Raw genomic sequence first — 26180 nt, 5'->3', positions numbered from 1 at the left:
TATAGGTGCCAAAATGAGTAAAATAATTACTGCTGAATTTAAATGTGAAACCGCCAAATTAGTCCTTGACCAAAATTATACCTACCAGGAAGCCGCGAAAGCCATGAACGTCAGTCTTTCAGCGATTAGCCGGTGGGTAAGAGCCCTTCGTTTAGAACGTCAAGGGAAAACATCGCCTTGTCTGCCATTAACACCTGAACAAATTGAGTTCAGAGAAATGAAGAAAAAAATCCACCGACTGGAAATGGAGAATGCCATCTTAAAAAAGACTACTGCGCTCTTAATGTCCGACTCACTGAAAAATTCTCGGTAGTTGAAAAGCTAAGAGCGCTTTATCCAGTGAAAGCGTTGTGTCGTATTTTTAATGTTCACCGAAGCAGTTATCGCTATTGGTGTCGACCTAAGGAGCCAGATATTGAGCGGACGATAAAACGTAGCCTGGCCAGCGAAGCGTGGAACGTTAGTGGCGGGTCTGCGGGCGCAAGGACTATCGCCACGATGGTTACCAATACACACGACGTGAAACTTGGGCGGTGGTTAGCGGGTAAGTTGATGAAAGAATTAACCCTCGTTAGTTGCCAAACAAGAAAACATCAATACAACCGCGGTGGAAATGAACGTATTGATATTACAAATCTGCTCAATAGGCAGTTCGCTGTTACCAAGCCTGACCAGGTTTGGTGCGGCGATGTAACCTATATTTGGACAGGCGACCGATGGGCGTATCTGGCGGTGGTATTAGATTTATTTGCCCGAAAACCCGTGGGTTGGGCAATGTCGTTTTCGCCAGATTCAGAATTAACAGCCAAAGCACTACAAATGGCTTGGGAACTGCGTGGGCATCCCAAACAAGTCATGTTTCATAGTGACCAAGGAAGCCATTACACCAGTCGTCAGTATAGGCAGGCATTGTGGCGTTATCAGATGACCCAAAGTATGAGTCGCAGAGGAAATTGTTGGGATAATAGTCCGATGGAGCGATTCTTCCGTAGTCTGAAGACTGAATGGGTGCCAACGACTGGCTACCAAAGCTTTAGTACTGCTCAATCATCCATTATTCGCTACATAACCCATTATTATAGCGATGTCAGACCTCACTGGTATAACGGTGGGTTAACACCAAATGAATCAGAACGGCTGTTCCATCAACAGTCAGGTAGGGTGGCCAAATTTAGTTGACCACTACACTTGCCATTGCGTGAGTTGCCTGAATGATTACCAGCCGGGTCATGCTTAGCATACCCAAGGTGCATCTCCATCTCAGCTTCAAGAACCCGTTCCGCCAGTCTTTTAGTCAGCACCTTGAGTAGGCCTGATTCACCCAGCAGATCCTGAGGGGAGTGACAATCTTGAAGCAGTTGGTCAATAAGTTCGTTGCTGATAGGCATTTTGTTATCCTTTGAAGGTTTTCCTCAAAATGCCATTTACACAGATTATTTTACAGTCTCGGGTCATGCTTAGCATACCCAAGGTGTATCTCCATCTCAGCTTGAAGAACCCGTTCCGCCAGTCTTTTAGTCAGCTCCTTGAGTAGGCCTGATTCACCCAGAAGCTCCTGAGGGGAGTGGCAATCCTGAAGCAGTTGGTCAATAAGTTCGTTGCTGATAGGCATTTTTTGTCCTCTGAAGGTTTTCCTCAAAATGCCATTTACACAGATCTTTTTACACTCTCACGATGCTCTGCGGCGGCTTCTGTCCGCCGCTTTTTTGCTTTCTCTCTTCCCCTTCTCTCTTATATGTCGTTCATTTCATTGCGCTCACATTCCTTTCAAGGCGTTCAAGACATCAGGTTTACTGCATTGGTGGCAGGAATTTGCCATAATGCGCGCTGCATTTAGTAAATGATTAAAGAGAACATGGCTGATAAAAATAACCTGAACGCACTGAGTGGCCGTTTCCGCGGGTTTTACCCGGTTGTTATTGATGTTGAAACCGCAGGGTTCAACGCGCAAACTGACGCACTGCTGGAAATTGCCGCCATCACGATGAAAATGGATGAGAACGGTTGGTTACAGCCCGATGAAACGTTGCATTTTCACGTTGCGCCATTCGAAGGCGCGCTGCTTGATCCCGCTGCGCTGGCGTTTACCGGCATTGATCCTCACAACCCGTTGCGTGGTGCCGTCTCTGAATACGAAGCTCTGCATGAAATATTCAAAATGGTGCGTAAAGGCATTAAAGACAAAGGTTGCAATCGCGGGATTATCGTCGCCCACAACGCCAACTTTGATCACGGTTTTCTGATGGCGGCGGCAGAACGCTGCGGACTCAAGCGCAACCCGTTCCACCCCTTTGCCACCTTTGACACCGCCGCACTGAGCGGATTAGTGCTGGGACAAACCGTATTGGCAAAGGCCTGCATGACCGCTGGCATCGCCTTCGACTCCGCGCAGGCACACTCAGCGCTTTATGATACCCAGCAAACCACGGCGCTATTTTGCGAACTGGTGAATCGGTGGAAGCGACTGGGCGGTTGGCCATTGCCCCTGGAAGATCAAACAGTCTGAATTCTCTGAATGGGGTCATCAACAAATTTGATACCCAAAAAAAGGGCACCACGGTGCTGGGTCCCCTCTTTTACCTCAGATACCGGCGAAGTACGCGCCAACAGGCGCAATTTACTGCGCGCTGTCTCCCTCCTGCGGTTCACGGTATTTGTCTGCGGTTTCTTTGATCAGTTGCTGCAATTCACCACGTTGATACATTTCAATGATGATGTCGCATCCGCCAACCAGCTCACCGTCAACCCACAGTTGGGGAAAGGTCGGCCAGTTAGCATATTTCGGCAGCTCAGCACGAATATCCGGGTTTTGCAAAATGTCCACATAGGCGAAGCGCTCACCGCACGCCGACAGTGCCTGTACGGCCTGGGCGGAAAAACCGCAGCTCGGCAACTTCGGTGAGCCTTTCATGTACAACAAAATCGGGTTTTCTGTAATCTGGCGCTGAATTTTTTCAATCGTTGTCGTCGTCATGCTTTTTGCTTCCTCAAACGGTGTTTCTGCGAGCCATCACGCTACCCCATTCCTGTCGGAGGGATCGCTTGGCAGCATTATGTAACGGAGTATTATCGCACCATTGTCGCGTATGCGCTTTGTAATCCAAGTGATTGCAAAGCGCATTTACCGTTGCGTCATTGTAGCGAGAGCGGTGATGACAAAAAAACGCCATTTTTTGTAGGGTTTTTCCTACCACCGTTCCCCCTCAGTCCCCTAGGTGAAATATGCCGCAATAAATGATGATATTTACAGCGGGAAAACAATTATTAACGTTTTCTCATGATTCTGTTAAGCGAAAAGGTGATTTCCTGCTTTTTTCTCATGGCGTTTTCGTGAATACTATTCGAATTGAGCGAGTTAAGTATTGTATTCGGTCTCTTTTATCATGCGCGTATTTATTACTCTGATCTTTGTTTTCTTCAGCCATCTGTTTGTTAATGTTGCCCAGGCAGCTCCGCATACCAATGCGGAGAAGCAAGCCTGCGCCAGCACGGATGACAAACACCTGAAAAAAAGCCAGACCACCAAAACCGCTAAAAAGCCACAAACCCCACCGGAACCACCGAAGAAAAAGACAACGCAGGAAAAAGCTAAAGCACAGCCTGAAAAAAAGATCGTTGAGAAAAAAACCAAAATAGCGCAAAGCACGAAACCGACCAAAACGACCACCACTAAAAAAAGTTCTGCTGACGTCGACATCAAGAGCACCGCGTCAAAAACCACGTCGTCCCGCTACCACAGTGCAACGCCCGCAAAACTGGTAAAGGGGTTAAAAAAAGGGACTGATGCCACTGACAAGAAAACGGCGGCAATAAAACCAGGCGCCAAAAAAGCGGGCAAAGAGTTAGTACTCAGTGAAGCGCATAAGCGCCGTTATCAGCATGCAAAAATGACGGCGATGAACAAGCTGATGAGTCAGATCGGTAAACCTTATCAATGGGGTGGCAACTCCCCCTACACCGGTTTCGACTGTAGCGGCCTGGTCTATTATGCCTACAAGGATGTGGTGAAAATCCCTATCCCGCGCACCGCCAATGAAATGTATCACTTGCGCGATGCAGCCCCCATCAATAAGGGTGAACTGGAGATTGGCGATCTGGTGTTCTTTCGCATCAACGGTCGCGGCACCGCCGATCATGTCGGAGTTTATCTCGGCAATGGCAAGTTTATTCAGTCACCGCGAACCGGTGCCGATATCAAGATCAGTAAGTTGAGTGAAGACTACTGGCAGGAACACTATATTGGTGCACGTCGCGTGGTAACACCACAAACGATTCGGTGATCGCCAAATCGGCATGCTAGCGATAAAAAGTGTATTAGTCGCGACTTGATCTGACACATGACCTTGAAAGGTTGAGAGTTACCGGTTTTGATATGGGTGTCTAATCCTTAAACAAAACGCGAGGTAACTCTCATGCTTCATACTAACAATCACATCATCAAACACAAAGCCGGCCTGCTCAATCTCGCCGAAGAACTTGGTAACGTATCAAAAGCCTGCAAGATCATGGGCGTGTCGCGCGACACGTTTTACCGTTATCAGGAACTGGCTGCTGAAGGTGGCATCGATGCACTGGTTAACCAGAACCGCCGGGTTCCCAACCTGAAGAACCGCGACGACGAAGCCACTGAACGCGCGGTTGTTGAATATGCCGTTGAGTTCCCGGCCCACGGGCAGCACTGGACCAGTAATGAGCTGCGTAAAAAAGGCGTATTTATCTCCGGCAGCGGCGTGCGGTCCATCTGGCAACGGCACGATCTGGAGAACTTCCGTAAACGCCTGAAGGCGCTTGAGGAAAAAGTTGCCAGAGAAGGCATCGTGCTTACCGATGTCCAAATCGCAGCGCTGGAGAAAAAGGCGCATGATGATGAGGCCAGCGGCGAAATCGAGACGGCTCATCCGGTTATCTCGGGTCGTAGGACACCTTCTACGTTGGCAATCTGAAAGCGGTGGGCCGTATCTACCAGCAGACGTTCGTGGATACGTACTCGAAAGTGGCACACTGCAAGCTTTATACGAGTAAAACGCCGATCACTGCCGCCGACCTGCTAAATGATCGCGTACTGCCGTTCTACGAGGCTCAGGGACTGCCGATGCTGAGAATACTGACCGACAGGGGAACGGAGTACTGTGGTAAGGTGGAGCAGCATGATTACCAGCTGTATAGCCAAGCGACTTAATTTTGATTACACCATATGGACTGAGAACAAACTCTCTGTATCGCAACCCATCTCTCTTTTTTTGCTTTTTGCTTGTGCCCATTTATGCTCAATTGGGTTAAGATCTGGCGAATATGTAGGCAAATACTCCACCATATACCCTGCATCGATGATGACTTGTTGAATATTATGTTTTTTGTGAAAAGTGGCATTGTCCATCATGATTACACTGTTTTTAGGGAGTACTGGGATAAGGACTTGTGTGACCCAGGCATAGAAAACATCGCTGTTAATATTGATATCAAATAATCCGATAGCAAACAGCGTTGTGCCTAATAAAGCGCCGATAACATTTGTTCTTCCCCTAGCTCCCCAGTTCTTCAGGCCAAAACACCGTTGACCTTTTGGGGAATAGCCGTGAGTCCGTGGGGCATCGTGTGAAAAACCACTTTCATCAATAAAAACAATAGGTTTACCTTCTTTTTCATACTGTTGTTTTTTTTGTTGAAATCCCTGCCGGGCGTTTTCGTCGGCTTTCGGATGACGTAGAGTTTTTTTTATAGGTCAATCCCAGCTTTTTAAGCGCTTGCCAAATGGCCTTCTGACAAACGCCAAAACGCTCTGCACGTTCTTTTTGGTAAGCATCTGGATATTGTTCAACATCTTTTATCAACTCGGATTTATCGATCTTTCGCTGACGCGTGGTCGATGCTTTTGACTCTATTTGATTAATCCAACGCGATACAGAGGCAGGGCCAATCCGAAATTGCTTCGCTGTTTCTCGGATACTCAACCCTTCGTTTTTCCGTGTGGATATCACTTTACGTCTAAAATCAATTGAATAGCTCATTTAAATAATGTAATCAAAATTAAGTCGTTTAGCTATATCTGGCCATCAACAATATCGACCATACAAAAAACGAAGGCGATGTCTCCGCAGACGAACGGCATCTGCGAGCGCTTCCATAAAACGATTTTGCAGGATTTTTATCAGGTTACGTTCCGCAAGAAGTTATATGGGGACCTGGAGAGCCTGCAGGCAGATCTGGATAACTGGTTGTGGCATTACAATAATGAGCGAACTCATCAGGGAAAAATGTGCTGCGGGCGAACGCCAATGGCCACGTTACTTGATGGAAAACGGGTCTGGGCAGAAAAGGATCTGAACCGGATGTAATCTGACAGACACCTGTATAAATAACCGGTAACTGTCAGATCAGGTCTGAGCTAGTACAAATAAAGACCAGGTGATGCCTATGCAGCCTGGCCTTTATTTTAATCGCGATCAGTTCAACACGGCAACAAAGCTAAATACCATGATCATGACTAACGCCCCAACCGTGGTCATTAATGACATTTTCAAATCAGTATTCATTCTATCTCCTTGAAACACAGAAACGCGTAAACGTTGCCGCCGCACCGGATGCTTCGTTGTTTCCTGCACACCAATACCACAGCACAATAGGGAAAATCTCCGATCCCGGCTGCACTAATTAAATCAATTAACCCTTTCACTTTCGCGGTAAATCAGCCAAAATTCGCAGTTTACCGTGCGCTGCGTCGGTGTCCGAACACGTCATCTTCGATGGGATCAACACGTCCCCTTTAGGTACAAAGTACGTCGGCAGTCTCCTTCTGATATCCTGTTTATACCATCGGAAAGAGAACATTACGCAAAAGCAAACGATTAACAAACTATATACTGCCGTAACAAGTAGGTTCAGGAGTCATGTTTAGATGGCAACGATCAAAGATGTGGCAAAGCGTGCTGGCGTTTCAACAACAACCGTCTCTCACGTCATCAACAAAACACGTTTCGTCGCCGAAGAGACCAAAACGGCCGTGCGGGAAGCCATCAAGGAATTAAACTACTCCCAGAGCGCAGTGGCTCGGAGCTTAAAGGTCAATCACACAAAATCCATCGGATTGCTCGCCACTTCGAGTGAAGCGCCCTACTTTGCGGAAATTATCGAAGCGGTTGAAAACAGTTGTTATGCCAAAGGCTACACCCTGATTCTGTGTAACTCGCATAATAACCTGGATAAACAGCGTGCTTATCTTTCCATGCTGGCGCAAAAACGGGTCGATGGCCTGTTGGTGATGTGTGCGGAATACCCGCCTGAACTGTTGAGCATGTTGTCCGATTACCGCAGCATTCCCATGGTGGTCATGGATGGGGGTCAGGCACACAGTGATTTTACGGACACCATTATAGATAACGCCTTCGAAGGGGGATATCTGGCTGGGCGTTATCTGATTGAGCGCGGGCACCGCGACATTGGTGCCATTCCCGGTATTCAGGAACGCAACACGGGCAGCGGGCGTTATCTGGGTTTTCTCAAAGCCTTGCAGGAAGCGGATATCACCGTTCGCGATGAATGGATTGTTCAGGGGGATTTCGAGCCGGAATCCGGTTACAAAGCCATGCACCAGATTTTGGCGCAAAAACAGCGCCCGACCGCTATTTTCTGCGGCGGCGACATCATGGCCATGGGTGCTATCTGCGCGGCTGATGAATTGGGGCTACGCGTACCGCAAGACATTTCCGTGATTGGCTATGATAATGTTCGCCATGCACGTTATTTCACCCCAGCATTAACCACGATCCACCAGCCAAAAGAGCGTTTGGGCCAATCGGCTTTTACCATGCTGCTCGATCGCATCACCAGCAAGCGCGAAGAGGCGCAGATGATTGAGGTTCACCCAACGCTTATCGAGCGTCGTTCAGTGGGTGAAGGCCCTTTCCGCGACTACCGCCGTTGATGCTTAAGACGGTTTTCTTATATACCCTAAATATAGCCAACCGACTTAAAAATGATTACATCCTATGCCCTGATATGCGGCAAAGAAGCATAGCTGGCTGTTATCAAAATAATGTCGCTTGGCTATAAGAATCCATCCCAATAGGATTTTATTCCAGACAATGATGCCGCAGGTAAAATGCAGCATCGCCTCATAATTTTCGACTTTCTTCTCCCAGCGAGTCAGAACCCGACGAAAGCGGTGCGTGTCAAGGTAGTTGTCGCCCCAGTTGATTCATACGGCCTGTTTTTCCCGTTCCGGATTTAGCCACACTTCGTCCTGCCGCTCCCAGTTTCTTGTTGGCCCTGACCAACGATGCGGGTTCTGCATTTTTGCTGCCTCATACACCGATTTTCGCTTTACCAGCAACTGGCTGTCTTCGCCTCTGTGCCGCTGGCCCGGCGTGACATACCGGATACCGCTATGGCGATGTTCCTCGTTGTACCAGCCGACGAAGGTTTCCACCCAGGCTCGCGCATCTTCCAGCGTTGCAAAGCCTTTTTCAGACCATGCAGGCACGTATTTCAGCATCCTGAACAGCGATTCCACGTGGGCGTTGTCGTTGCTTACCCGCGGCCGACTGTGTGACGGGGTTATCTTCAGCTCCGCAAGCTTCACCTGCAGCACCTGTGACTTCATCGGTGCACCGTTATCCGCATGCAGTACCAGCGGCTCCTGCCAGCAGCGCTCGCTCAGCACCGTTCGCTTCAGCAGTTCTGCTGCATACTCGCCGCTTTCGACCGGGTACACCTCATAACCCACTATTTTGCGACTGAACACATCTTCTATGAGATACAGGTAGAACCAGTGACCCGCCGTCAGCGACTTCAGCCAGGTGATGTCCCACGACCACACCTGGTTCGGCGCGATCGCCTTCCATGTCGACAGCGGCTTACTTTGCGGGGCCTGCTGACGCCCGCGATGACTGACCTCTCCGGCACGGCGCAACACCCGGTAAAACGTCGATTCACTGGCAACGTAACGCCCCTCATCGGCTAGTGCCGGTACGATTTGCGCCGGCGACAGACTGGCGAATCGTGGCTCATGGCAGATGGCCAGCACCTGCTGTTCCTCTTCAGCACTGAGCCTGTTTTTCGGCATCGGCCGTGATGCCGTCGGTCGCCGGTCGTCAGGACTTAGCCGCCAGCGCTGGAACGTCCGCTCGCTAATACCTACAGACCTGCAGGCATCGCTTTGCCGGACGCCGGCAGTGGCGGCCTCCTCCAGCATCTTCATCAGCCGTAACCTGTCGGCTGTGCGCGTCATTCGACCTCGCGTTCTTCGTCGAAGAACGCCTTGAGCTTTTTTTCCAGGATGAGCAGTGCCGCCGCTTCGGCGAGGGCTTTGTCCTTGCGGGCTATTTCACGATTAAGCTGCTGAATTTCTTTTTGCTGTTTCTTTATTAAGGCTCTTTCTGCACGCTGACCTGGCTGCATAAACTCGTCCTTCCACTGCTGAATCTGTTCAGGATAGAGGCCTTTACGGCGACAGTATTCAGCCACAGCATGAGCAGAAAGCGGCGCGGTTTCAACGATAACGGCGAAGCGCGCATCCTGAGACCACTCCAGGTGGAGTTTACTCTCACTGGCTGCCGACTGAGTCGGAATTCCAGCCTGAGACCGCCAGCCATAAAGCGTATTGGCGGGAATGCCTTCCAGGCGGGATATCTGGTAAATAGTCTGACTATGCGGCGGCAACATTCTGGCGATCACAGCCGCTTTACGTTCTGGCGAATAGCTTCCCATGAACAGCTTCTCCAGCCCCCTAGATTTTTTCACTCAGAGGCGACAACTACCCTGACATGGGGGGAAAGCGATTCATCCAGCTGTGCGTTCTCTCCACTACCCAGCGGTGAGCTTTAAAATCCGTGTTTTTGATGGCTTCCGACTCCTCTTTCCTTGACTGGATATGAGGTTCGTAACGACGACTTTTCAGACAGGCTTCCTGCCATCCGGCTTCATAGCCTTTGTCCAGACAGAGGCGGAGCTTTCTGCCGGGTCTGCCCGTCTGAAGGGCGTCGAGAGTATCAGCAACCAGCTTTATGTCGTGGGTATTTGCCCCTGAGACAACCAGAGAGAGGGGAAGCCCGTTCGCATCGGTCATCAGGCTACGCTTTACACCCTGTTTCCCCCGGTCTGTGGGATTCCGTCCTGTTTTTTTGAGCCTGTCAGCGGTGACTTCGTCATACAACCATCCATCGACAGCAATGACCAGTCGATAGCATCCAGCTGCTCGCAGGCCAGCAACCCGTTCTGCCAGAACCGTTCAAAAACTCCTGCATCCCGCCACTCCTGGAAGCGGCGGTGAGCGGAGATTGACGAGCATATCCCGGTGGCATTCAGGGCATTCCACTGGCAACCCGTTCTGAGCACAAAGAGAATGGCGTTCATTGCGGCACGATTATCAACCCGCCTGCGATGCGTACCCAGCGGATGGTGGGTTTTATGTTCCGGGAGCAACGGAACCATTTTCCCCCAGAGTTCATCGCTGATCTGCCACTTATTGCTTGCCATACTTCCTTCAGAAATTGCCATTACTTATTAGCTGACAATTCCTTTTGGGATAGATTCTAAAGTAAGTGATTCGGGTGAGCGAGTGCAGACAACGCACCTGCAACTTGAAGTATGACGTGTATAGCACGTTGATTTGTAAATTCTTCATGACTGCATCAATCAATTTTGACTTGTCCTCTGGTTGAAGCAGTCATACACTGTTTTTCATTCGGACAATATCCCTATTCTTATCCTTATTATAACGAACGCACGAGGCTTTGTTGAATAAATCAGAATTAGCCGACAGGATGACTCCCTCTGCTACACCTGTTATCCTATCCTGACGCTGTGTGGCATACCCAACAACGTCATACGGTTCAGCGCTTTGACCATCGCTATGGCTTCACCTACTTGAGCCTCATAGTCACGCAGGCTCAGATGGCCACCCAGCAAAGTTTTTATGCGGAACATCGCTGTTTCTGCCACTGAACGCCGGTGATAACCCACTTTCTTTTTCCACATATCATTACTCCCGCTCAGACGCTGATTCGCCACCGCATGGTTACGTTCATGGTACTTGTCCGGCCAGTATTTGGCTCCGCTTCGCGGCGGGATAAGGGGCCTGATTTTCTTTCTTAGCAACGCATCGTGGCAGTAACGGGCGTCATAAGCACCGTCTGCTGACACTTCCCTGATTTTTCGGTGGGTTTGGTTAATCAGGCCCGGCAGTGCCTGCGCATCTGTCGTTCCGCTGAGCGATAAGTCGGCACAGATAATCTCATGCGTCGCACTGTTTGCTGCCAGATGAAGCTTGCGCCACACTCTTCGTCTGTCAGCCCCATGCTGCCTGACTTTCCATTCACCTTCGCCAAAGACCTTCAGACCGGTACTGTCGATGACCAGATGCGAGATTTCACCACGCGTTGGCGTTTTTATGCTGATACTGACGGTTTTTGCCCGCCGACTGACCAGAGAGTAGTCCGGGCAGCGCAGTGGCAGGCTCATCAGTGTAAAAACCGAGTCGACAAAGCCCTGTAATGCCCGGAGCGACAGGTTAAACACGCGCTTTATCATCAAAACCGTGGTAACAGCCATATCGGTGTAGTAAAGCGGCCGACCACGACCTTCAGGCGAAGAACTGTCAGTCCATGCAGCGATGGCCGACTCATCAAGCCAGACCGTCAGGGAGCCGCGTTGTCTGAGTGCTTTGTTGTAGGTGGGCCAGTTGGTGATTTTAAACTTTTGCTTTGCCATGGGGAGCTGCTATAGCCAACCGACTTAAAAATGATTACATCCTATGCCCTGATATGCGGCAAAGAAGCATAGCTGGCTGTTATCAAAATAATGTCGCTTGGCTATATCGGGAGCGATGATAGTGCTCTGATCCGGCGATCCCCTGAAAGTTCGATTTATTCAACAAAGCCAACGCACGACTGCGTATCAGGATATGTGCCCCCTACGTGTTACCACGTACCGGCGTTGACACTTCATTCCCTCTGGATATCCCAGAGAGTAGACGATGGATGTTATGCCCGCTGCCACTGTGCAACGGGCAAGCATAAACGGCTGCGCACGAATGCAACCGCTTACAATTTGAACAACGGGTAACTTGCCCGTGATTCGAACACGCTGTGTACAAATCGCAGCGTTCGGGTTGATGAGAGACTGTCTATGCTGTTCCTTGCAGCGCTGTCTGGCAAGGTTGGGAGAAGTTATGAGTTCATCATATGTAGAGGAACTGGCAGAACATAACACGTCCTGGTTCCGGATCGTACACGCGTTATTAGCTATCGCCGATATTAAAATCAATGGCTCACGCCCGTTTGATATTCGGATAAGTAACCCCGATTTCTACAAACGCGTTCTGCGAGAAGGCTCACTGGGGCTCGGGGAAAGCTATATGGACGGTTGGTGGGAGTGCGATCGTTTAGACTGCTTTTTTCGGCGTATCTTACGTGCAGGGCTTGAGAAAAAAGCCCCCCATCACCTCAAAGACATTTTGCATATTGTCGCTGCACGCTTAATTAACCTGCAATCCCGCAAGCGGGCCTGGATCGTCGGCGAGGAGCATTACGATCTGGGCAACGATCTGTTTAGCCTGATGCTCGACACGCATATGCAATATTCCTGCGGCTACTGGAAAGAGGCCACGACCCTTGAGCAGGCGCAACAGGCCAAACTGCGCATGATTTGCGAAAAGCTTCAGCTTCAGCCAGGCATGACACTGTTGGATATTGGCTGTGGCTGGGGCGGGCTTGCCGCTTATGCGGCACGCCATCATGGCGTATCGGTTTACGGCGTGACCATCTCGCGTGAGCAGCAAAAATTGGCTCAGGCCCGCTGTAGCGATCTCAATGTCACCATTGAATTGCAGGATTATCGCGACCTTAACCGACATTTCGATCGCATCGTGTCTGTCGGCATGTTTGAGCACGTAGGGCCGAAAAATTACGATACGTACTTTCGCGTTGTCAGCAAAAATCTCAAACCCGAAGGGTTGTTTCTGCTGCATACCATTGGGGCAAATAAAACCGATTCACAGGTTGACCCCTGGATTAACAAATATATCTTCCCCAACGGCTGCCTGCCCTCCGTACGCCACATTGCCGCACGCAGTGAACCCTATCTGGTGATGGAAGATTGGCATAATTTTGGGGCCGATTACGATAAAACCTTGATGGCCTGGCACGATCGTTTTGTAGCTAATTGGCCACAGTTAGCGAACCGTTACTCACCGCGTTTTAATCGTATGTTCCGTTACTACTTGAATGCCTGCGCCGGAGCGTTTCGCGCGCGGAACATTCAACTGTGGCAGGTGTTGTTTAGCCCCCAAGGGATTGAAGGCGGCGTGCGTGTAGCGCGCTGATTTCAGTCGGCGTAACGCCGTACAGCCAAGGGTGTACGGCATTTTTTATCGCTTTTTCAACTTAGTCGTCAGGCACTCTGCGCGGCATTTGCCGTTGCGACCTCTTGTGCCTGGCGCTGTGCCATCACACGTTCAACCGTGTCGATCACCGCCTGAGTTTGTGGATCGATTTCAATATTGATCCGATTTCCCAATCGCTTCTGACCGAGTGTGGTGCGTTGCAGGGTTTCGGGAATCAAATGCACGCAGAAACGGCTGCGTGTCACTTCGCCCACCGTAAGGCTGATACCATCAATCCCGATAAACCCTTTGTGCAGCACATATTTCATCTGCGATTCATCGGCCAGTCGGAACCAAATTTGGTGGTTATTTTCCGAGGTGAGAATTTTAACCACTTCGGCCGTGCACATAATGTGCCCGGACATAACATGTCCGCCGATCTCATCGCCGTATTTTGTGGCACGCTCAATATTCACCAGATCGCCCGGCGTAATATCGCCCAGGTTGGTCAGGCGCAGCGTCTCTTTCATTAAATCAAAACTGACCCGATCGCCATCAATCGCCGTCACTGTCAGGCAACAACCGTTATTGGCAATCGAGGCACCTGTCACCAGGTCGGTCAGTAATTCGGGAGGAAGTTTTACCACATGCGTGCGGAAGTTCGTTTTTTCATCGATGGACACCACCGGCGCGGTGCCTTGAACAATACCGGTAAACATACGCTTGCCTCATAATAAATCAGTGAAATAGCTGAATGCTACGGTGCCAGCCTCTCCCCCCTACGCTACGGTGGCTCGCTGAGAGGGAATAAAGCCTGACAAATCATTTTGCAGTTTGCCTCATAACGACTGGAAATCCAAACGTATTCCCGCCTTTGACACCTGACAAATCCGATAAGGCAACAGACCCTATCTAGTGACACAATATCTTACGAAGAAGTTGGTTTACTTATGCCAAGCCGCTACACTAGGCTGTGTCCCTTAATTACGTAACCGGGCGTAAAACAAGCGGATGCAGCCCAGTTTCACCATTGCTAGATAGTTTCTTGCCGTTTTTTCATAACGTGTGGCAATCCGTCTATATTCCTTTAAACGGCCAAAACATCTTTCTACAACGTAGCGACGGCTATAAGCATCACGATAAAGTTGTGAACGTCCATCTGAAGCCAGTTTTTTATTTGATTTTCGGGGAATAACCGCTCTTATCCCTTTTCTTTTCAACTCGTTACGGAGTGCATTGCCAGAGTAAGCTTTGTCAGACAGTACCGCATGACCACGACGCTTCATGCTACCGTTCTGCCGTTGCACGCCAATGCCGTCCAGGAGTCGTAACGCGAACAGGCTTTCGTGAGCCTGCCCAGCACTCAGTACGATATTTAGCGGGATGCCGCTTCCGTCAGTCGCCATGTGGATTTTGGTGCCATAACCACCTCGTGAGCGACCCAGGCTGTTATCGTTGGTAATATCGGGATGTTTTTTTGAGCGCCAGCCGCACATTTGAGCGCACGGATATTGCTGCCATCCAGCGCAGTGGCTGACCAGTCAACAAGTCCATGAGCATCAAGAAATGAAAGTAACCTATTAAAAATAATGTTAATAACTCCAGACTTTGACCATCTATTGAAACGGTTATAAACGGTTTTCCATGGGCCGTAACGTTCAGGTAAATCACGCCATGGGGCACCTGAACACAGTATCCAGAACATGCCGTTGAGGATTTTGCGATGTTCTGCCCATGGCCGGCCTGACTGCGGAGATGTCAAAACGGTTGGTAACAAGGGCTCAATGATTGCCCATGCCCAATTCCCACTCGAAACGCAACAAAGTGACCCACTTGCCAGAGTCGGATAAAATCACCGTTCTGGCCATACTGGAGAGCCTGTTGCATGCAGGGAAAACATCTGACTCACAAAGAACGGTTCTACATCGAAAAGCGGCGTGGTGAAGGTGTCAACCAAGCTACCATCGCCAGAGAGCTTGCTCTGCCTCGCTCGACCATCAGCAGGGAACTCAGACGCAATACCGACCCTACTTTCAATGGTGTCTACTGCTGTAGAAGGGCGGACACTCTGGCCCGGGGACGCCGTCATAAGCCTTTGCCAAACAATGCTTTTTACCCGTTGGAGCCACACATTCAGAACTTCATCAGGCAGGCGCTTTCCACTCACTCTTCACCTGAAATCATCAGTGGCCGTTTGCACCTGGAATTCGGTATACCTGTCAGCAAGAATACGCTATATCGCTATATCCTGCAGGAGAGACAGGCTGGCGGGGAGCTATATCAGCAACTTCCTCATCGGGGAAAACGTTACAGGTACAATGCCGAAAACCTCAAATCAGGCCCTATTCCCAACCGTGTTGGTATTGAGTATCGCCCAGCTCAAGCCGAGCTTAAACAGGAGCCTGGCCACTTCGAAATTGACACTATTTTTGGCAAAGACCAGAAGTCATTCTTGTTAACCATCGTAGATAAAGCATTGAAAAACGTCATCATTCGCAAACTGCCTAATAAGCGTGCGGAGACTGTGGTTGCTGCTTTCAGGGACATTGAAGCTAATACCTTTTGCAAGTTTAAGACCCTAACAGCTGATAACGGCCCTGAATTCGCTCTGCACGAGCAAATTACTCAAATCACAGGGGCGCAGGTCTACTTTGCCCATCCTTATCATTCCTGGGAGAGGGGCTTGAATGAGCACACCAACGGGCTGATACGACGTTTTTACCCAAAGGGAACAGACTTCAGTCAGGTCAGTCATCGTAAGATTGCCGAACTCGAACACATACTCAATACAAGGGGCAGAAAATCGCTGGGCTATCGTTCCCCCAATGAGGTATTTTTAACGCACTTACTGGTGGCATAAGCCTCTACCGTTTTGTTGCGTTTCGAGTGGGGATGGGCATGCTTCATCAGAAAGATCGTAGCGAGCCATAATCCAAAGTGTCTTAGAAACAGATGGATACTATAGCTCAAGCAATTAAGGGACACAGCCTAGAACAACGTTCTGTCATCGATTGATTTTCCATCTCAGATGGATGGCTTCAAAAGCCATTTATGCTCGTTATAGCCAAGCGACTTAATTTTGATTACACCATATGGACTGAGAACAAACTCTCTGTATCGCAACCCATCTCTCTTTTTTTGCTTTTTGCTTGTGCCCATTTATGCTCAATTGGGTTAAGATCTGGCGAATATGTAGGCAAATACTCCACCATATACCCTGCATCGATGATGACTTGTTGAATATTATGTTTTTTGTGAAAAGTGGCATTGTCCATCATGATTACACTGTTTTTAGGGAGTACTGGGATAAGGACTTGTGTGACCCAGGCATAGAAAACATCGCTGTTAATATTGATATCAAATAATCCGATAGCAAACAGCGTTGTGCCTAATAAAGCGCCGATAACATTTGTTCTTCCCCTAGCTCCCCAGTTCTTCAGGCCAAAACACCGTTGACCTTTTGGGGAATAGCCGTGAGTCCGTGGGGCATCGTGTGAAAAACCACTTTCATCAATAAAAACAATAGGTTTACCTTCTTTTTCATACTGTTGTTTTTTTTGTTGAAATCCCTGCCGGGCGTTTTCGTCGGCTTTCGGATGACGTAGAGTTTTTTTTATAGGTCAATCCCAGCTTTTTAAGCGCTTGCCAAATGGCCTTCTGACAAACGCCAAAACGCTCTGCACGTTCTTTTTGGTAAGCATCTGGATATTGTTCAACATCTTTTATCAACTCGGATTTATCGATCTTTCGCTGACGCGTGGTCGATGCTTTTGACTCTATTTGATTAATCCAACGCGATACAGAGGCAGGGCCAATCCGAAATTGCTTCGCTGTTTCTCGGATACTCAACCCTTCGTTTTTCCGTGTAGATATCACTTTACGTCTAAAATCCATTGAATAGCTCATTTAAATAATGTAATCAAAATTAAGTCGTTTAGCTATATCTCGCTTGCGGTTGTTTACTTTCATTCATCCCAACCCCCTGCTGGAAAAGTAACGCGCTACCTCGCCGAGCTGTCGTATATAGCCAACCGACTTAAAAATGATTACAGCCGATGCCCTGATATGTGGCAAAGAAGCATAGCTGGCTGTTATCAAAATAATGTCGCTTAGCTATAACAGAACGCGAGTTTTTCGTTTTAACAATTCAAGGAAGGTGTTTGCGTGCAGAAATATTTGTCAGAGGCGCGGAGCCTGTTAACGCTCGCGGTTCCTGTCATTATTGCGCAGGTTTCCCAAACGTCCATGGGTGTCGTTGACACCATTATTGCGGGTGCCTATAGCGCCACCGATATGGCGGCGGTTGCAGTCGGTACTTCCGTGTGGTTGCCGGTCATCCTGTTTGGACATGGTTTATTGATGGCACTCACGCCAGTGGTGGCCCAGCTCAACGGTTCTGGTCGACGCCCTCGTATCGCCCATCAGGTTCAGCAGGCGTTTATTTTGGCTGCGATCGTTGCGGTTATCACCATGGTGGTGCTGTATAACGGCAAACACGTTATTGCCATGATGCACACCGACTCACCGTAACTGGCGAATGTTGCCATCGGCTATCTGCACGTGATGTTACTGGGGGTCCCGGGCTATTTGTTCTATCAGGTGCTGCGCTGTCAATGTTAAGGGCTGTCCAAAACCAAGCCAGGCATGGTGATTGGTTTTATTGGAGTGCTGATCAATATTCCCCTGAACTATATCTTTACCTACGGCAAATTTGGCATGCCAGAACTGGGTGGCGTGGAATGCGGTGTCGCGACTGCCTCTACCTACTGGATAATGATGTTGATGATGGCGTTTTACAGTATGCGTGCTCACTGGCTGCACGACATAAAATGGCAGCGCTTGCAGATTGATTTCTCCGCCATGCGGCGTCTGTTTTCACTCGGTTTACCCATTGCACTCGCCCTGCTGTTCGAAGTGTCGCTGTTTGCCATCGTCGCCCTGCTGATCCTGCCACTCGGTGTGATTGACGTTGCCGGGCACCAGATAGCACTGAATTTCAGTTCACTGATGTTTGTGCTGCCCTTGTCTATCGGCATTGCGTCGACGATCCGCGTTGGTCACCGGCTGGGAGAAGGCTCGGTGGAAGATGCGCGTGTCGCGTCCTACACCGGCGTGATGCTGGCCTGTTGTACCGCCATTTTCACGGCACTGCTGCGTGAACAGATCGCCTTGTTATATAACAAAAACCCGGAAGTGGTCGCTATGGCAGCACAGTTGATGCTTTTGGCCGCGATTTATCAGATCTCAGACGCTGTGCAGGCTATCGGCAACGGCGTATTACGTGGCTATAAAGACACGCGTTCCATTTTCTACATCACCTTCGTCTCCTACTGGATACTCGGTTTACCCAGCGGTTATCTGCTGGCAATGACCGATTATTGGGTGCCACGCATGGGTCCTGCCGGTTTCTGGTGTGGCTTTATCATCGGGCTCACTGCTGCCGCGATCATGATGGTGCTACGTATCCGTTACTTACAACGTCAACCCCCTGGCGATATTCTGGCGCGCGCGGCGCGCTAACGCTGATATCACCCAGCGCAAGGGGCTGCACGCCGCCTGCACTGGGTGAAAAAAACGCAAAGTGAACACAAGCGCAGCAGTCGTGCACTTCGACCGCATAAATGTTATATTTGCGTCTTGCCAGCACCACGTTCACTCGCTACTATGCGCCGCGCACGGCAGTACAGGGCATCGTCCGCTGCTTTAGCAACCAGCCTCAAAAAATGCGTTCTTAGCTCAGTTGGTTAGAGCACCACCTTGACATGGTGGGGGTCGATGGTTCGAGTCCATTAGAACGCACCACTTCTTGTTCCTCAGTGTTCCCTCCATGACACTGTTTTAAATTTCCCGATAACCCATTTCTAAAAAAAACACCTAACATTTATTAGCAAGAGGAAACCCAAAGAAGTGGTCTGCGCCGGAATTGTGCTTTACACTGCGCGCTGCAAAAATAAGGTGATAAACGATTAGGTAGGCGGTAATGGCGATGAACGGAACGATCACAACCTGGTTTAAAGATAAAGGTTTTGGGTTTATCAAAGATGAAAACGGTGATAACCGTTATTTTCATGTTATTAAGGTTGCCAATCCAGACCTGCTTAAAAAAGGCGCGGCCGTCAGTTTCGAAACCACCACAAATAACAAGGGTCTATCGGCTTATGCCGTGAAAGTCGAACCAGAAAGCAAATACATTTATATCGCAGGCGAACGTATCAAGCTTACCGCCATTAAATCCTTTCTGGTATTTAGCGAAGAAGTGTCGGCTGATACCCGTATTGACAAAGAAAATACCGTGCTTTCTGTGGGAGCGCTGATGGGAAATATCAGGCCGAAATCAGCTGCTAAACCCAGTGACGTTCGCACGATGAAAAAATTGGCGTTCACCACCTTTCAGGGGTCGACGTTAATTTTCACTGAAGATGAGATAGACATTGATGCCACGGTGAAACTGCTCAAGGTGTGACGTCATTTCGCTGTCGTATTCACTGCGCCCCTGATGGCGTCTTCCAAATTCAAACGCCGTAGCGTTCGGGCTTTGCGCCCGGTTACAGCCTTGGCGATTACAGGTATAATTCCACAAATTTTTCTACGGGTTTCGAAACGACGATGACAAAACTCACCTTACAAGAGCAGATGCTGAAAGCGGGATTAGTGACCAGCAAAAAAATGGCCAAAGTTGAAAGAACGGCCAAAAAATCACGCGTTCAGGCGCGTGAATCCAGAGCCGCGGTAGAGGAAAACAAAAAAAATCAGCTTGAACGCGATAAACAACTCAGCGAACAGCAGAAACAGGCTGTGTTATCTAAAGAGTATAAAGCACAGGTGAAGCAACTGATTGAAATGAACAAAATCGACATTTCAAAAGGTGATATTAGCTTTAATTTCACAGATAACAATGTAATCAAAAAAGTGGTTGTCGATAAACTTACACAAACTCAACTGATTAATGGTCGTCTCGCCATCGCACGTCTCGTTATTGATAGCAAGGGCGAGAGCCAATACGCGATTATCCCCGCGAGCGTGGCCGAAAAAATTGCTCAGCGGGATGCAGGCAGTATCGTTTTACACAGTGCGCTGAGTCAGGAAGCACTAGATGAAGAAGATCCCTATGCTGACTTTAAAGTGCCCGATGATTTAATGTGGTAATTGACGCGGTATGCGGTAGTCATTCGCAGAATTTGGTCACCAGGCCGTACTGACAAACACCTTACCACACGGGACGACGTATGAACAATGAAATACCCCTTAAATATTATGATATTGTGGATGAGTACTCGACGGAAGCCGCTGAGTTAGTGGGCGAGTCTGAGCGTGACGCGCTGGCACACTATTTCCAATTACTGCTCACTCGCTTAATGAATAATGAAGAGATCAGTGAGCAGGCCCAGCAGGAGATGGCGCGTGAAGCCCATATCAACGAGCAGCGCATTGATGAGATAGCGACGTTCTTGAATCAATGGGGCAATGAGTAGTTTTACACTCTCTGATGAACGGTATAGTGGCATAAACCAGCATATTGACGCAAGGATAACCCATGCGCTATAGTCCATCTGCACCTGCAAATTCATGTGCCCGGATTAGCCTCCTTTTAGCTTCTCCGCCTTGCTTTCCTGAAACAAAGAGTCGCTCAGCTGATTCAGAATATTGTCGTCCATCCTAGCCTACCACAGGTCATCTTTTGTCAGGTGAGCGTTGCCCAGTTCAGCTTTTCTCAGGTCAGCTTTGCTCAGATCAGCCCGAATCAGGTCAGCATTGCTCAGGTTAGCTTCACTTAAGTCAGCTCCCATCAGGTAAGCTTTACTCAGGTTAACGTTGACCAGATTAGCGTTGGCCAGGTTAGGCTGTGTCCCTTAATTACGTAACCGGGCGTAAAACAAGCGGATGCAGCCCAGTTTCACCATTGCTAGATAGTTTCTTGCCGTTTTTTCATAACGTGTGGCAATCCGTCTATATTCCTTTAAACGGCCAAAACATCTTTCTACAACGTTGCGACGGCGATAAGCATCACGATAAAGTTGTGAGCGTCCATCTGAAGCCAGTTTTTCATTTGATTTTCGGGGAATAACCGCTCTTATCCCTTTTCTTTTCAACTCGTTACGGAGTGCATTGCCAGAGTAGGCTTTGTCAGCCAGTACCGCATGACCACGCCGCTTTTCGATGTAGAACCGTTCTTTCTGAGTCAGATGTTTTCCCTGCATGCAACAGGCTCTCCAGTATGGCCAGAACGGTGATTTTATCCGACTCTGGCAAGTGGGTCACTTTGTTGCGTTTCGAGTGGGAATGGGGCTGCGGAATAGCTGGCTTCTTGGCTTGCTCTTCCAGCTCACGCCAGCGCTTGGCAACTTTATGGCGAAGCTCAATGCTGTACCCCATGACAAGCGTCATTGTTAGGTCTTGGTCAAGCAAAAACTCCTGATAGGTGCGTCCTTTGCTGTCTTTGTAATCGGCGGAAAAGTCCGCCGATTGAATATTGAGCGCCTCGAACATTTTGCGGCAATCAGCAAGAACGTCTTTATGTTGTTTTCCGGTTATAGCCAAGCGACATTATTTTGATAACAGCCAGCTATGCTTCTTTGCCGCATATCAGGGCATAGGATGTAATCATTTTTAAGTCGGTTGGCTATAGCTCTGCAATTTCACGGCTGGACATGGTTAATGTTTGTGCAATGGTTAAATTTTGCATACAGATATACCTCGTTGGTTAAAACGATAATGGAACCCCGGCGCGATCCCGGGGCGGAATGACTGGGTTAGTGGCGTTGCAGGAACTGGCTAACGTTCGCCTGTTGCCATTTTTCGAGCGCATGGGTCATGACGCCGTAATGCTGCTGTGTGCTCTCTTCTAGCATCCGCTGCATCTCGCCCAGTACGATATAGCCAAGCGACTTAATTTTGATTACACCATATGGACTGAGAACAAACTCTCTGTATCGCAACCCATCTCTCTTTTTTTGCTTTTTGCTTGTGCCCATTTATGCTCAATTGGGTTAAGATCTGGCGAATATGTAGGCAAATACTCCACCATATACCCTGCATCGATGATGACTTGTTGAATATTATGTTTTTTGTGAAAAGTGGCATTGTCCATCATGATTACACTGTTTTTAGGGAGTACTGGGATAAGGACTTGTGTGACCCAGGCATAGAAAACATCGCTGTTAATATTGATATCAAATAATCCGATAGCAAACAGCGTTGTGCCTAATAAAGCGCCGATAACATTTGTTCTTCCCCTAGCTCCCCAGTTCTTCAGGCCAAAACACCGTTGACCTTTTGGGGAATAGCCGTGAGTCCGTGGGGCATCGTGTGAAAAACCACTTTCATCAATAAAAACAATAGGTTTACCTTCTTTTTCATACTGTTGTTTTTTTTGTTGAAATCCCTGCCGGGCGTTTTCGTCGGCTTTCGGATGACGTAGAGTTTTTTTTATAGGTCAATCCCAGCTTTTTAAGCGCTTGCCAAATGGCCTTCTGACAAACGCCAAAACGCTCTGCACGTTCTTTTTGGTAAGCATCTGGATATTGTTCAACATCTTTTATCAACTCGGATTTATCGATCTTTCGCTGACGCGTGGTCGATGCTTTTGACTCTATTTGATTAATCCAACGCGATACAGAGGCAGGGCCAATCCGAAATTGCTTCGCTGTTTCTCGGATACTCAACCCTTCGTTTTTCCGTGTAGATATCACTTTACGTCTAAAATCAATTGAATAGCTCATTTAAATAATGTAATCAAAATTAAGTCGTTTAGCTATAGCTTCATCTTCACGATGACGCAGAACACGGCGTATCGTCTGCTTCTCAGCGTCGAAGATGGCACCCTTGAGCGTGTTGGTAATGCTGTAGATACGACGGTATTCTTCGGCCAGCAGGGGGAGTTGCCGGATTTCAAAGTGCTGAGGGGAGGGCACGCCCGTTACGCGGCGCAGAGCGTGCCATATGGCGTTGCTCCATTCCCGGTCGAAGTGAAAACCATTTGCCATGCTCCAGATCAAATGGGTCAGGCAACGGGTATCATCATCGTTGAACAGTTCGGCGGCTTGGGGTTTGTACTGTGGGATACTGGTTTCTTTGTCGAGGATATCCAGCACCCATTTGCGGAACTCTTTGGCTATCGGCGTGTTGGCGAACATCGCAATCAGGTGAGCGCCGCGCAGGGAGAAGATGCGAGTGTTTTGCATGTCGCCATTGGCGTCAGGCAACTTAACTACCGCACTCATCTGAGTTGTAAATTCGTCTTTGTTTCTGTTAAAAATTTTGGTTACTGCTGTTTTGGGGTTCGCGTATTTCAAGGCTAACCCAATTTGGGTTGACCTCAGCCAGGTAGATTGCTCACGGTGAATAATTTCAAGCTGAGCGTTATTGAATGAAATATGGTTCTTCATTGCTAGACTCCTTGTGTGTATTAGGAGCCGTCACGCCGGTGGTATACGGTTGGTGGGCTTTGTTGAATAATTTAACCGTTTGATTTACATCTTCTTTAGTTAGAATGCATTTACAGAGAATGTATTTTGTTAGAACGACAAATCAAATAGTTAGCACAATAAAAAGCATTCCGAGAGGAAAAATTAGTCGTTGAAATTTTATAATGCTTATATAAATCAGTATCTTAAATTATTCAACAAAGCCCTTTGCCATGGGAACCCGATGCTAAAACGACTGTAGTGATCATAGCCGCCAATCTACTAAAAGTTCGATTTATTCAACAAAGCCTGTGTACAGAGTCAATTATATTTTTATTTCTTTATTCACTGTTGTTTTCTCATTATTGATGGAAATGCCCAAAATATTCCCTGAAGCAATATCACATACAGACTCACCTTTATGGAATTTATTCGTACTCTCCAATACTACGTAAAGATTTTTCTCCGTAAGCTTGGTTGCAACTACTCTCATATGATAGTTTGGAAGTAGAAGAACTTCAGCCTGTTTAAGTTGCGTATAATCGGCAATGTTTTTACCTGTTGTAACATCGTAAATTGAATAAATCACTGTACCTTTTCCACCACGAAACGTCTTAGCAAAAGTAGAGTTGGAAGATGTAGATATGAAACCTTTATCTGTTACAAGTTGGCCTGGAGTGAGTTTTTCTGCTAAGGAGGAAAGATTATCTACCGCCAGTGAACGATAAACTTCGCCAGTGAAAGAACTCAATTTATTCAGACCAATCATGATATTTTCTCCATGCTCCTTAATAAATGAAGTCAACTGTTCACCGCTCCTTAGAGCCGCATTAATATATTGAAAGCCGATACTTGTATACCACTGAATACTTTCTATTTCATTTTTGTTCAGGCCTGCCTTATTTCTTATGGAATTTCCGTCAATCTTTGCCTTGTTCAATTCGTCTTCTATTATTTTTTCATGGGTTATTGGTTTCTGCAATTCATTTAATAATTGAAGTGCCCTTGGTTTATCAGCAAGCAGTTTAGAACCATCAGGCATTTTTTGGATGTTAAAATCTACTTTTTGTGTTGTGGTTACTCCTTCAATGATCTTGTATAATTGTAGTTTAGCTTGTGCTTCATCAGATATTGGATTCGTCTCATTAATGTGTTTAGAACAGAGTTTGTGAAGGCTTCTAATTGCTCTATTTCGGCCGGAATTGGGATGTGTCTTTATATATTCCTCTGTTTTTTGATAAAGTTTTAATTCAGCTTCCAGCGTGTTCGAATCTGAGGTTTTTTGGGTTTCTAATAGATGTGAAATAATGCTTTTATAGCTGTCACCTCTTTTTTTACAAAAAACATATGCATCTTTAGTAAATTTATTAATGAAATGCTCTGGTACATTTCTAATGTGTTTAATTTTGGAGTGTAGGTTATCATTATTGCAAGCTTTATTATCAGTTTTTGAAATATTTTCTTGCGCAAATATGTGTGAATTTATTTTAATTGGCATTACAACCTCATCTACATGTCAAAATATCTACCGATGGACGGATATCTACCGATGGGCGGTAGTATACTAGCTCAGTACCTGAGCTGATAGTTGCCAGTTATTTATACAGGTGTATACCCGATTAACTTGAAGTCGCATTTTTCAGCTTCTGGAAGTTGTCATTAATCCTTCGCGATAAGCCCCTCGCCAGTCCCGGTAATATATTGCGGAAAAAGTGGTGTATTTCCTGCCGAAACGCCTTTGCTGAAGCCAAGTAGCGGTTGTTTCTCACCTTTTTATTCATCACTTTCCACAGCCTTTCTATTCGGGTTCAGATTCGGGCTGTAAGGCGGCAGAAAGTGGAGAGCTATATTCATCACATATGCCCAATCTTTTACCGGCTCCGCACGGTTATAACCCGCTCCGTCAAGGATAATATTCACCTTCTGCCTTATCGGGGCTTTGTTGAATAAATCATAGTTAGCCGCCGGGATGGCTCCCGCTGGAACCCTTGTTATGCGCTCCGAACACTGTTCGGCATACCCAACAATGTCATCCTGTTTAGCACTTTGACCATCGCCAGCGCTTAATCCACCTGCGCGTCATAGTCCCGCTCATATGCTGATTCCCCACCGCATGATTACCTTCATGGTACTTGTCCGGCCAGTATTGCGCCCCGCTTCGCGGCGGGATAAGGGGCCTGATTTTCTTTCTCAGCAAGGCATCGTGGAATTTTCAATGGGCTTTGTTGAATAATTTAAGATACTGATTTATATAAGCATTATAAAATTTCAACGACTAATTTTTCCTCTCGGAATGCTTTTTATTGTGCTAACTATTTGATTTGTCGTTCTAACAAAATACATTCTCTGTAAATGCATTCTAACTAAAGAAGATGTAAATCAAACGGTTAAATTATTCAACAAAGCCTTTTCAATGACAACTAATTTAGACATAACCATTTATCCATAATTAAACGGAT

Annotated in this window: 28 protein-coding genes, 1 tRNA gene and 10 pseudogenes; 15 read left to right on the top strand and 24 right to left on the bottom strand. The window is 47.7% G+C overall.

Annotated features, from left to right (window positions below; genetic code table 11):
• The first annotated feature begins 13 nt into the window (after positions 1-13).
• Positions 14-1179, top strand: a protein-coding gene (locus ACQGXV_RS29220) for an IS3 family transposase (protein ID WP_440863996.1) whose coding sequence is annotated in 2 segments (ribosomal slippage) — positions 14-269 and positions 269-1179 — 1167 coding nt in all. Because the reading frame shifts where the segments join, the coding sequence is not laid out codon by codon here.
• 8 nt (positions 1180-1187) lie between these two features.
• Here ACQGXV_RS29220 and ACQGXV_RS29215 read toward each other — a convergent pair.
• Positions 1188-1388, bottom strand: a pseudogene (locus ACQGXV_RS29215) (transposase); the annotation flags it as partial.
• 62 nt (positions 1389-1450) lie between these two features.
• Positions 1451-1612 (bottom strand): annotated as a pseudogene (locus ACQGXV_RS29210) (IS256 family transposase); the annotation flags it as partial.
• Between the two features lie 243 nt (positions 1613-1855).
• Between ACQGXV_RS29210 and rnt the strand changes: the two are divergent.
• Entirely contained in the window at positions 1856-2506 is a 651-nt protein-coding gene (gene rnt / locus ACQGXV_RS29205) for a ribonuclease T (RefSeq protein ID WP_440867682.1), read from the top strand.
• Positions 2507-2617: 111 nt separating this feature from the next.
• Here the strand turns inward: rnt and ACQGXV_RS29200 are convergent, their stop codons facing one another.
• Positions 2618-2974: a Grx4 family monothiol glutaredoxin gene (locus tag ACQGXV_RS29200; protein WP_440863995.1), complete on the bottom strand. Its 357-nt coding sequence runs from the start codon at positions 2972-2974 to the stop codon at positions 2618-2620.
• A 409-nt stretch (positions 2975-3383) separates the two neighbouring features.
• On the opposite strand from ACQGXV_RS29200, the gene ACQGXV_RS29195 reads away from it, so the two are divergent.
• Positions 3384-4280 carry an NlpC/P60 family protein gene (locus tag ACQGXV_RS29195; RefSeq protein ID WP_440867680.1) on the top strand — a complete coding sequence of 299 codons (897 nt, stop codon included), beginning with the start codon at positions 3384-3386 and terminating at the stop codon, positions 4278-4280.
• Positions 4281-4412: 132 nt separating this feature from the next.
• Positions 4413-5164: pseudogene (locus ACQGXV_RS29190) on the top strand (helix-turn-helix domain-containing protein); the annotation flags it as partial.
• Positions 5165-5185: 21 nt separating this feature from the next.
• Here ACQGXV_RS29190 and ACQGXV_RS29185 read toward each other — a convergent pair.
• Positions 5186-5719 carry an IS630 family transposase gene (locus ACQGXV_RS29185; RefSeq protein ID WP_440862665.1) on the bottom strand — a complete coding sequence of 178 codons (534 nt, stop codon included), beginning with the start codon at positions 5717-5719 and terminating at the stop codon, positions 5186-5188.
• Entirely contained in the window at positions 5643-6008 is a 366-nt protein-coding gene (locus ACQGXV_RS29180) for an IS630 transposase-related protein (RefSeq protein ID WP_440862584.1), read from the bottom strand. Before ACQGXV_RS29180 ends, ACQGXV_RS29185 begins: the two co-directional genes overlap by 77 nt.
• Before the next feature lie 32 nt (positions 6009-6040).
• On the opposite strand from ACQGXV_RS29180, the pseudogene ACQGXV_RS29175 reads away from it, so the two are divergent.
• Positions 6041-6335: pseudogene (locus ACQGXV_RS29175) on the top strand (integrase core domain-containing protein); the annotation flags it as partial.
• A 108-nt stretch (positions 6336-6443) separates the two neighbouring features.
• Here ACQGXV_RS29175 and cydH read toward each other — a convergent pair.
• Positions 6444-6602 (bottom strand): cytochrome bd-I oxidase subunit CydH, encoded by a 159-nt coding sequence (cydH, locus tag ACQGXV_RS29170; protein WP_440863994.1) that lies wholly within the window; start codon positions 6600-6602, stop codon positions 6444-6446.
• Positions 6603-6895: 293 nt separating this feature from the next.
• On the opposite strand from cydH, the gene purR reads away from it, so the two are divergent.
• Both purR and ACQGXV_RS29160 read left to right on the top strand, forming a co-directional pair.
• A complete protein-coding gene (gene purR, locus ACQGXV_RS29165) occupies positions 6896-7921 on the top strand; it encodes an HTH-type transcriptional repressor PurR (RefSeq protein ID WP_440863993.1) in 1026 nt (341 codons plus the stop codon).
• On the top strand, positions 7921-8049 hold the full coding sequence (locus ACQGXV_RS29160) for a hypothetical protein (RefSeq protein WP_440863992.1): 129 nt from the start codon (positions 7921-7923) through the stop codon (positions 8047-8049). Before purR ends, ACQGXV_RS29160 begins: the two co-directional genes overlap by 1 nt.
• 7 nt (positions 8050-8056) lie before the next feature.
• Here the strand turns inward: ACQGXV_RS29160 and ACQGXV_RS29155 are convergent.
• The 4 genes and pseudogenes from ACQGXV_RS29155 to ACQGXV_RS29140 form a co-directional block, all read right to left on the bottom strand.
• Positions 8057-8164 (bottom strand): annotated as a pseudogene (locus ACQGXV_RS29155) (IS5/IS1182 family transposase); the annotation flags it as partial.
• 30 nt (positions 8165-8194) lie between these two features.
• Positions 8195-9705 (bottom strand): IS3 family transposase gene (locus tag ACQGXV_RS29150; protein ID WP_440863991.1). Its coding sequence is split into 2 segments (ribosomal slippage): positions 8195-9255 and positions 9255-9705, totalling 1512 coding nucleotides; the frame shifts between segments, so codons are not numbered across the junction.
• A 64-nt stretch (positions 9706-9769) separates the two neighbouring features.
• Positions 9770-10473, bottom strand: a pseudogene (locus ACQGXV_RS29145) (IS5 family transposase); the annotation flags it as partial.
• 309 nt (positions 10474-10782) lie between these two features.
• Positions 10783-11706 (bottom strand): IS5 family transposase, encoded by a 924-nt coding sequence (locus ACQGXV_RS29140; protein WP_440863990.1) that lies wholly within the window; start codon positions 11704-11706, stop codon positions 10783-10785.
• On the opposite strand from ACQGXV_RS29140, the gene ACQGXV_RS29135 reads away from it, so the two are divergent.
• Both ACQGXV_RS29135 and cfa read left to right on the top strand, forming a co-directional pair.
• On the top strand, positions 11700-11825 hold the full coding sequence (locus tag ACQGXV_RS29135; protein WP_440863967.1) for a hypothetical protein: 126 nt from the start codon (positions 11700-11702) through the stop codon (positions 11823-11825). The two genes, ACQGXV_RS29140 and ACQGXV_RS29135, sit on opposite strands and share 7 nt — an antisense overlap.
• Positions 11826-12166: 341 nt before the next feature.
• On the top strand, positions 12167-13318 hold the full coding sequence (gene cfa, locus ACQGXV_RS29130; protein WP_440863989.1) for a cyclopropane fatty acyl phospholipid synthase: 1152 nt from the start codon (positions 12167-12169) through the stop codon (positions 13316-13318).
• 68 nt (positions 13319-13386) lie between these two features.
• Here cfa and ACQGXV_RS29125 read toward each other — a convergent pair whose 3' ends face one another.
• On the bottom strand, positions 13387-14037 hold the full coding sequence (locus tag ACQGXV_RS29125) for a riboflavin synthase subunit alpha (RefSeq protein WP_440863988.1): 651 nt from the start codon (positions 14035-14037) through the stop codon (positions 13387-13389).
• A 261-nt stretch (positions 14038-14298) separates the two neighbouring features.
• Positions 14299-15158 (bottom strand): IS5 family transposase gene (locus ACQGXV_RS29120; RefSeq protein WP_440867678.1). Its coding sequence is split into 2 segments (ribosomal slippage): positions 14299-14798 and positions 14798-15158, totalling 861 coding nucleotides; the frame shifts between segments, so codons are not numbered across the junction.
• Between the two features lie 45 nt (positions 15159-15203).
• On the opposite strand from ACQGXV_RS29120, the gene ACQGXV_RS29115 reads away from it, so the two are divergent.
• Positions 15204-16178 (top strand): IS30 family transposase, encoded by a 975-nt coding sequence (locus ACQGXV_RS29115; RefSeq protein ID WP_440863987.1) that lies wholly within the window; start codon positions 15204-15206, stop codon positions 16176-16178.
• A 223-nt stretch (positions 16179-16401) separates the two neighbouring features.
• Here the strand turns inward: ACQGXV_RS29115 and ACQGXV_RS29110 are convergent, their stop codons facing one another.
• A complete protein-coding gene (locus ACQGXV_RS29110; RefSeq protein WP_440862665.1) occupies positions 16402-16935 on the bottom strand; it encodes an IS630 family transposase in 534 nt (177 codons plus the stop codon).
• A complete protein-coding gene (locus tag ACQGXV_RS29105; protein WP_440863986.1) occupies positions 16859-17224 on the bottom strand; it encodes an IS630 transposase-related protein in 366 nt (121 codons plus the stop codon). Before ACQGXV_RS29105 ends, ACQGXV_RS29110 begins: the two co-directional genes overlap by 77 nt.
• 258 nt (positions 17225-17482) lie before the next feature.
• Between ACQGXV_RS29105 and ACQGXV_RS29100 the strand changes: the two are divergent.
• The 5 genes and pseudogenes from ACQGXV_RS29100 (at position 17483) to ACQGXV_RS29080 (ending at position 20790) form a co-directional block, all read left to right on the top strand.
• Positions 17483-18838: pseudogene (locus ACQGXV_RS29100) on the top strand (MATE family efflux transporter).
• A 205-nt stretch (positions 18839-19043) separates the two neighbouring features.
• Positions 19044-19120: transfer RNA gene (locus tag ACQGXV_RS29095), tRNA-Val, on the top strand.
• Positions 19121-19298: 178 nt separating this feature from the next.
• The gene (locus tag ACQGXV_RS29090; RefSeq protein ID WP_440863985.1) at positions 19299-19781 is read left to right on the top strand and encodes a cold-shock protein; all 483 of its coding nucleotides are present in this window, start codon (positions 19299-19301) and stop codon (positions 19779-19781) included.
• Between the two features lie 143 nt (positions 19782-19924).
• A complete protein-coding gene (locus ACQGXV_RS29085) occupies positions 19925-20464 on the top strand; it encodes a DUF2058 domain-containing protein (RefSeq protein WP_440863984.1) in 540 nt (179 codons plus the stop codon).
• Between the two features lie 80 nt (positions 20465-20544).
• Entirely contained in the window at positions 20545-20790 is a 246-nt protein-coding gene (locus tag ACQGXV_RS29080; protein WP_440863983.1) for a DUF2543 family protein, read from the top strand.
• 189 nt (positions 20791-20979) lie between these two features.
• Here ACQGXV_RS29080 and ACQGXV_RS29075 read toward each other — a convergent pair whose 3' ends face one another.
• The 10 genes and pseudogenes from ACQGXV_RS29075 to ACQGXV_RS29030 all read right to left on the bottom strand — a co-directional run.
• A complete protein-coding gene (locus tag ACQGXV_RS29075) occupies positions 20980-21153 on the bottom strand; it encodes a pentapeptide repeat-containing protein (protein WP_440867677.1) in 174 nt (57 codons plus the stop codon).
• A 15-nt stretch (positions 21154-21168) separates the two neighbouring features.
• Positions 21169-21471 (bottom strand): annotated as a pseudogene (locus tag ACQGXV_RS29070) (transposase); the annotation flags it as partial.
• Entirely contained in the window at positions 21443-21805 is a 363-nt protein-coding gene (locus tag ACQGXV_RS29065) for a hypothetical protein (protein ID WP_440867675.1), read from the bottom strand. The gene ACQGXV_RS29065 and the pseudogene ACQGXV_RS29070, both read right to left, overlap by 29 nt.
• A gap of 263 nt (positions 21806-22068) precedes the next feature.
• A complete protein-coding gene (locus tag ACQGXV_RS29060) occupies positions 22069-22254 on the bottom strand; it encodes a hypothetical protein (protein WP_440863982.1) in 186 nt (61 codons plus the stop codon).
• The gene (locus ACQGXV_RS29055) at positions 22215-22748 is read right to left on the bottom strand and encodes an IS630 family transposase (RefSeq protein WP_440862665.1); all 534 of its coding nucleotides are present in this window, start codon (positions 22746-22748) and stop codon (positions 22215-22217) included. The genes ACQGXV_RS29060 and ACQGXV_RS29055 overlap by 40 nt, the downstream gene beginning before the upstream one ends.
• A complete protein-coding gene (locus ACQGXV_RS29050; protein ID WP_440862584.1) occupies positions 22672-23037 on the bottom strand; it encodes an IS630 transposase-related protein in 366 nt (121 codons plus the stop codon). Before ACQGXV_RS29050 ends, ACQGXV_RS29055 begins: the two co-directional genes overlap by 77 nt.
• Positions 23038-23703, bottom strand: coding sequence for a BRO-N domain-containing protein (locus tag ACQGXV_RS29045; protein ID WP_440863981.1), 666 nt, complete (start codon positions 23701-23703; stop codon positions 23038-23040). It abuts the gene before it with no gap.
• 343 nt (positions 23704-24046) lie between these two features.
• The gene (locus tag ACQGXV_RS29040) at positions 24047-25219 is read right to left on the bottom strand and encodes a membrane-targeted effector domain-containing toxin (RefSeq protein ID WP_440863980.1); all 1173 of its coding nucleotides are present in this window, start codon (positions 25217-25219) and stop codon (positions 24047-24049) included.
• 121 nt (positions 25220-25340) lie between these two features.
• A pseudogene (locus tag ACQGXV_RS29035) lies at positions 25341-25647 on the bottom strand (transposase); the annotation flags it as partial.
• A gap of 65 nt (positions 25648-25712) precedes the next feature.
• Positions 25713-25927, bottom strand: a pseudogene (locus ACQGXV_RS29030) (IS5/IS1182 family transposase); the annotation flags it as partial.
• Between the last annotated feature and the right edge of the window lie 253 nt (positions 25928-26180).

It is taken from the genome of Symbiopectobacterium purcellii (genome assembly GCF_052050035.1).
In the GTDB taxonomy this organism is placed as follows: Bacteria; Pseudomonadota; Gammaproteobacteria; order Enterobacterales; family Enterobacteriaceae; genus Symbiopectobacterium; species Symbiopectobacterium purcellii_A.
Note: the sequence above shows the minus strand (reverse complement) of the source record. Positions and strands in the feature narration are given on the sequence as shown.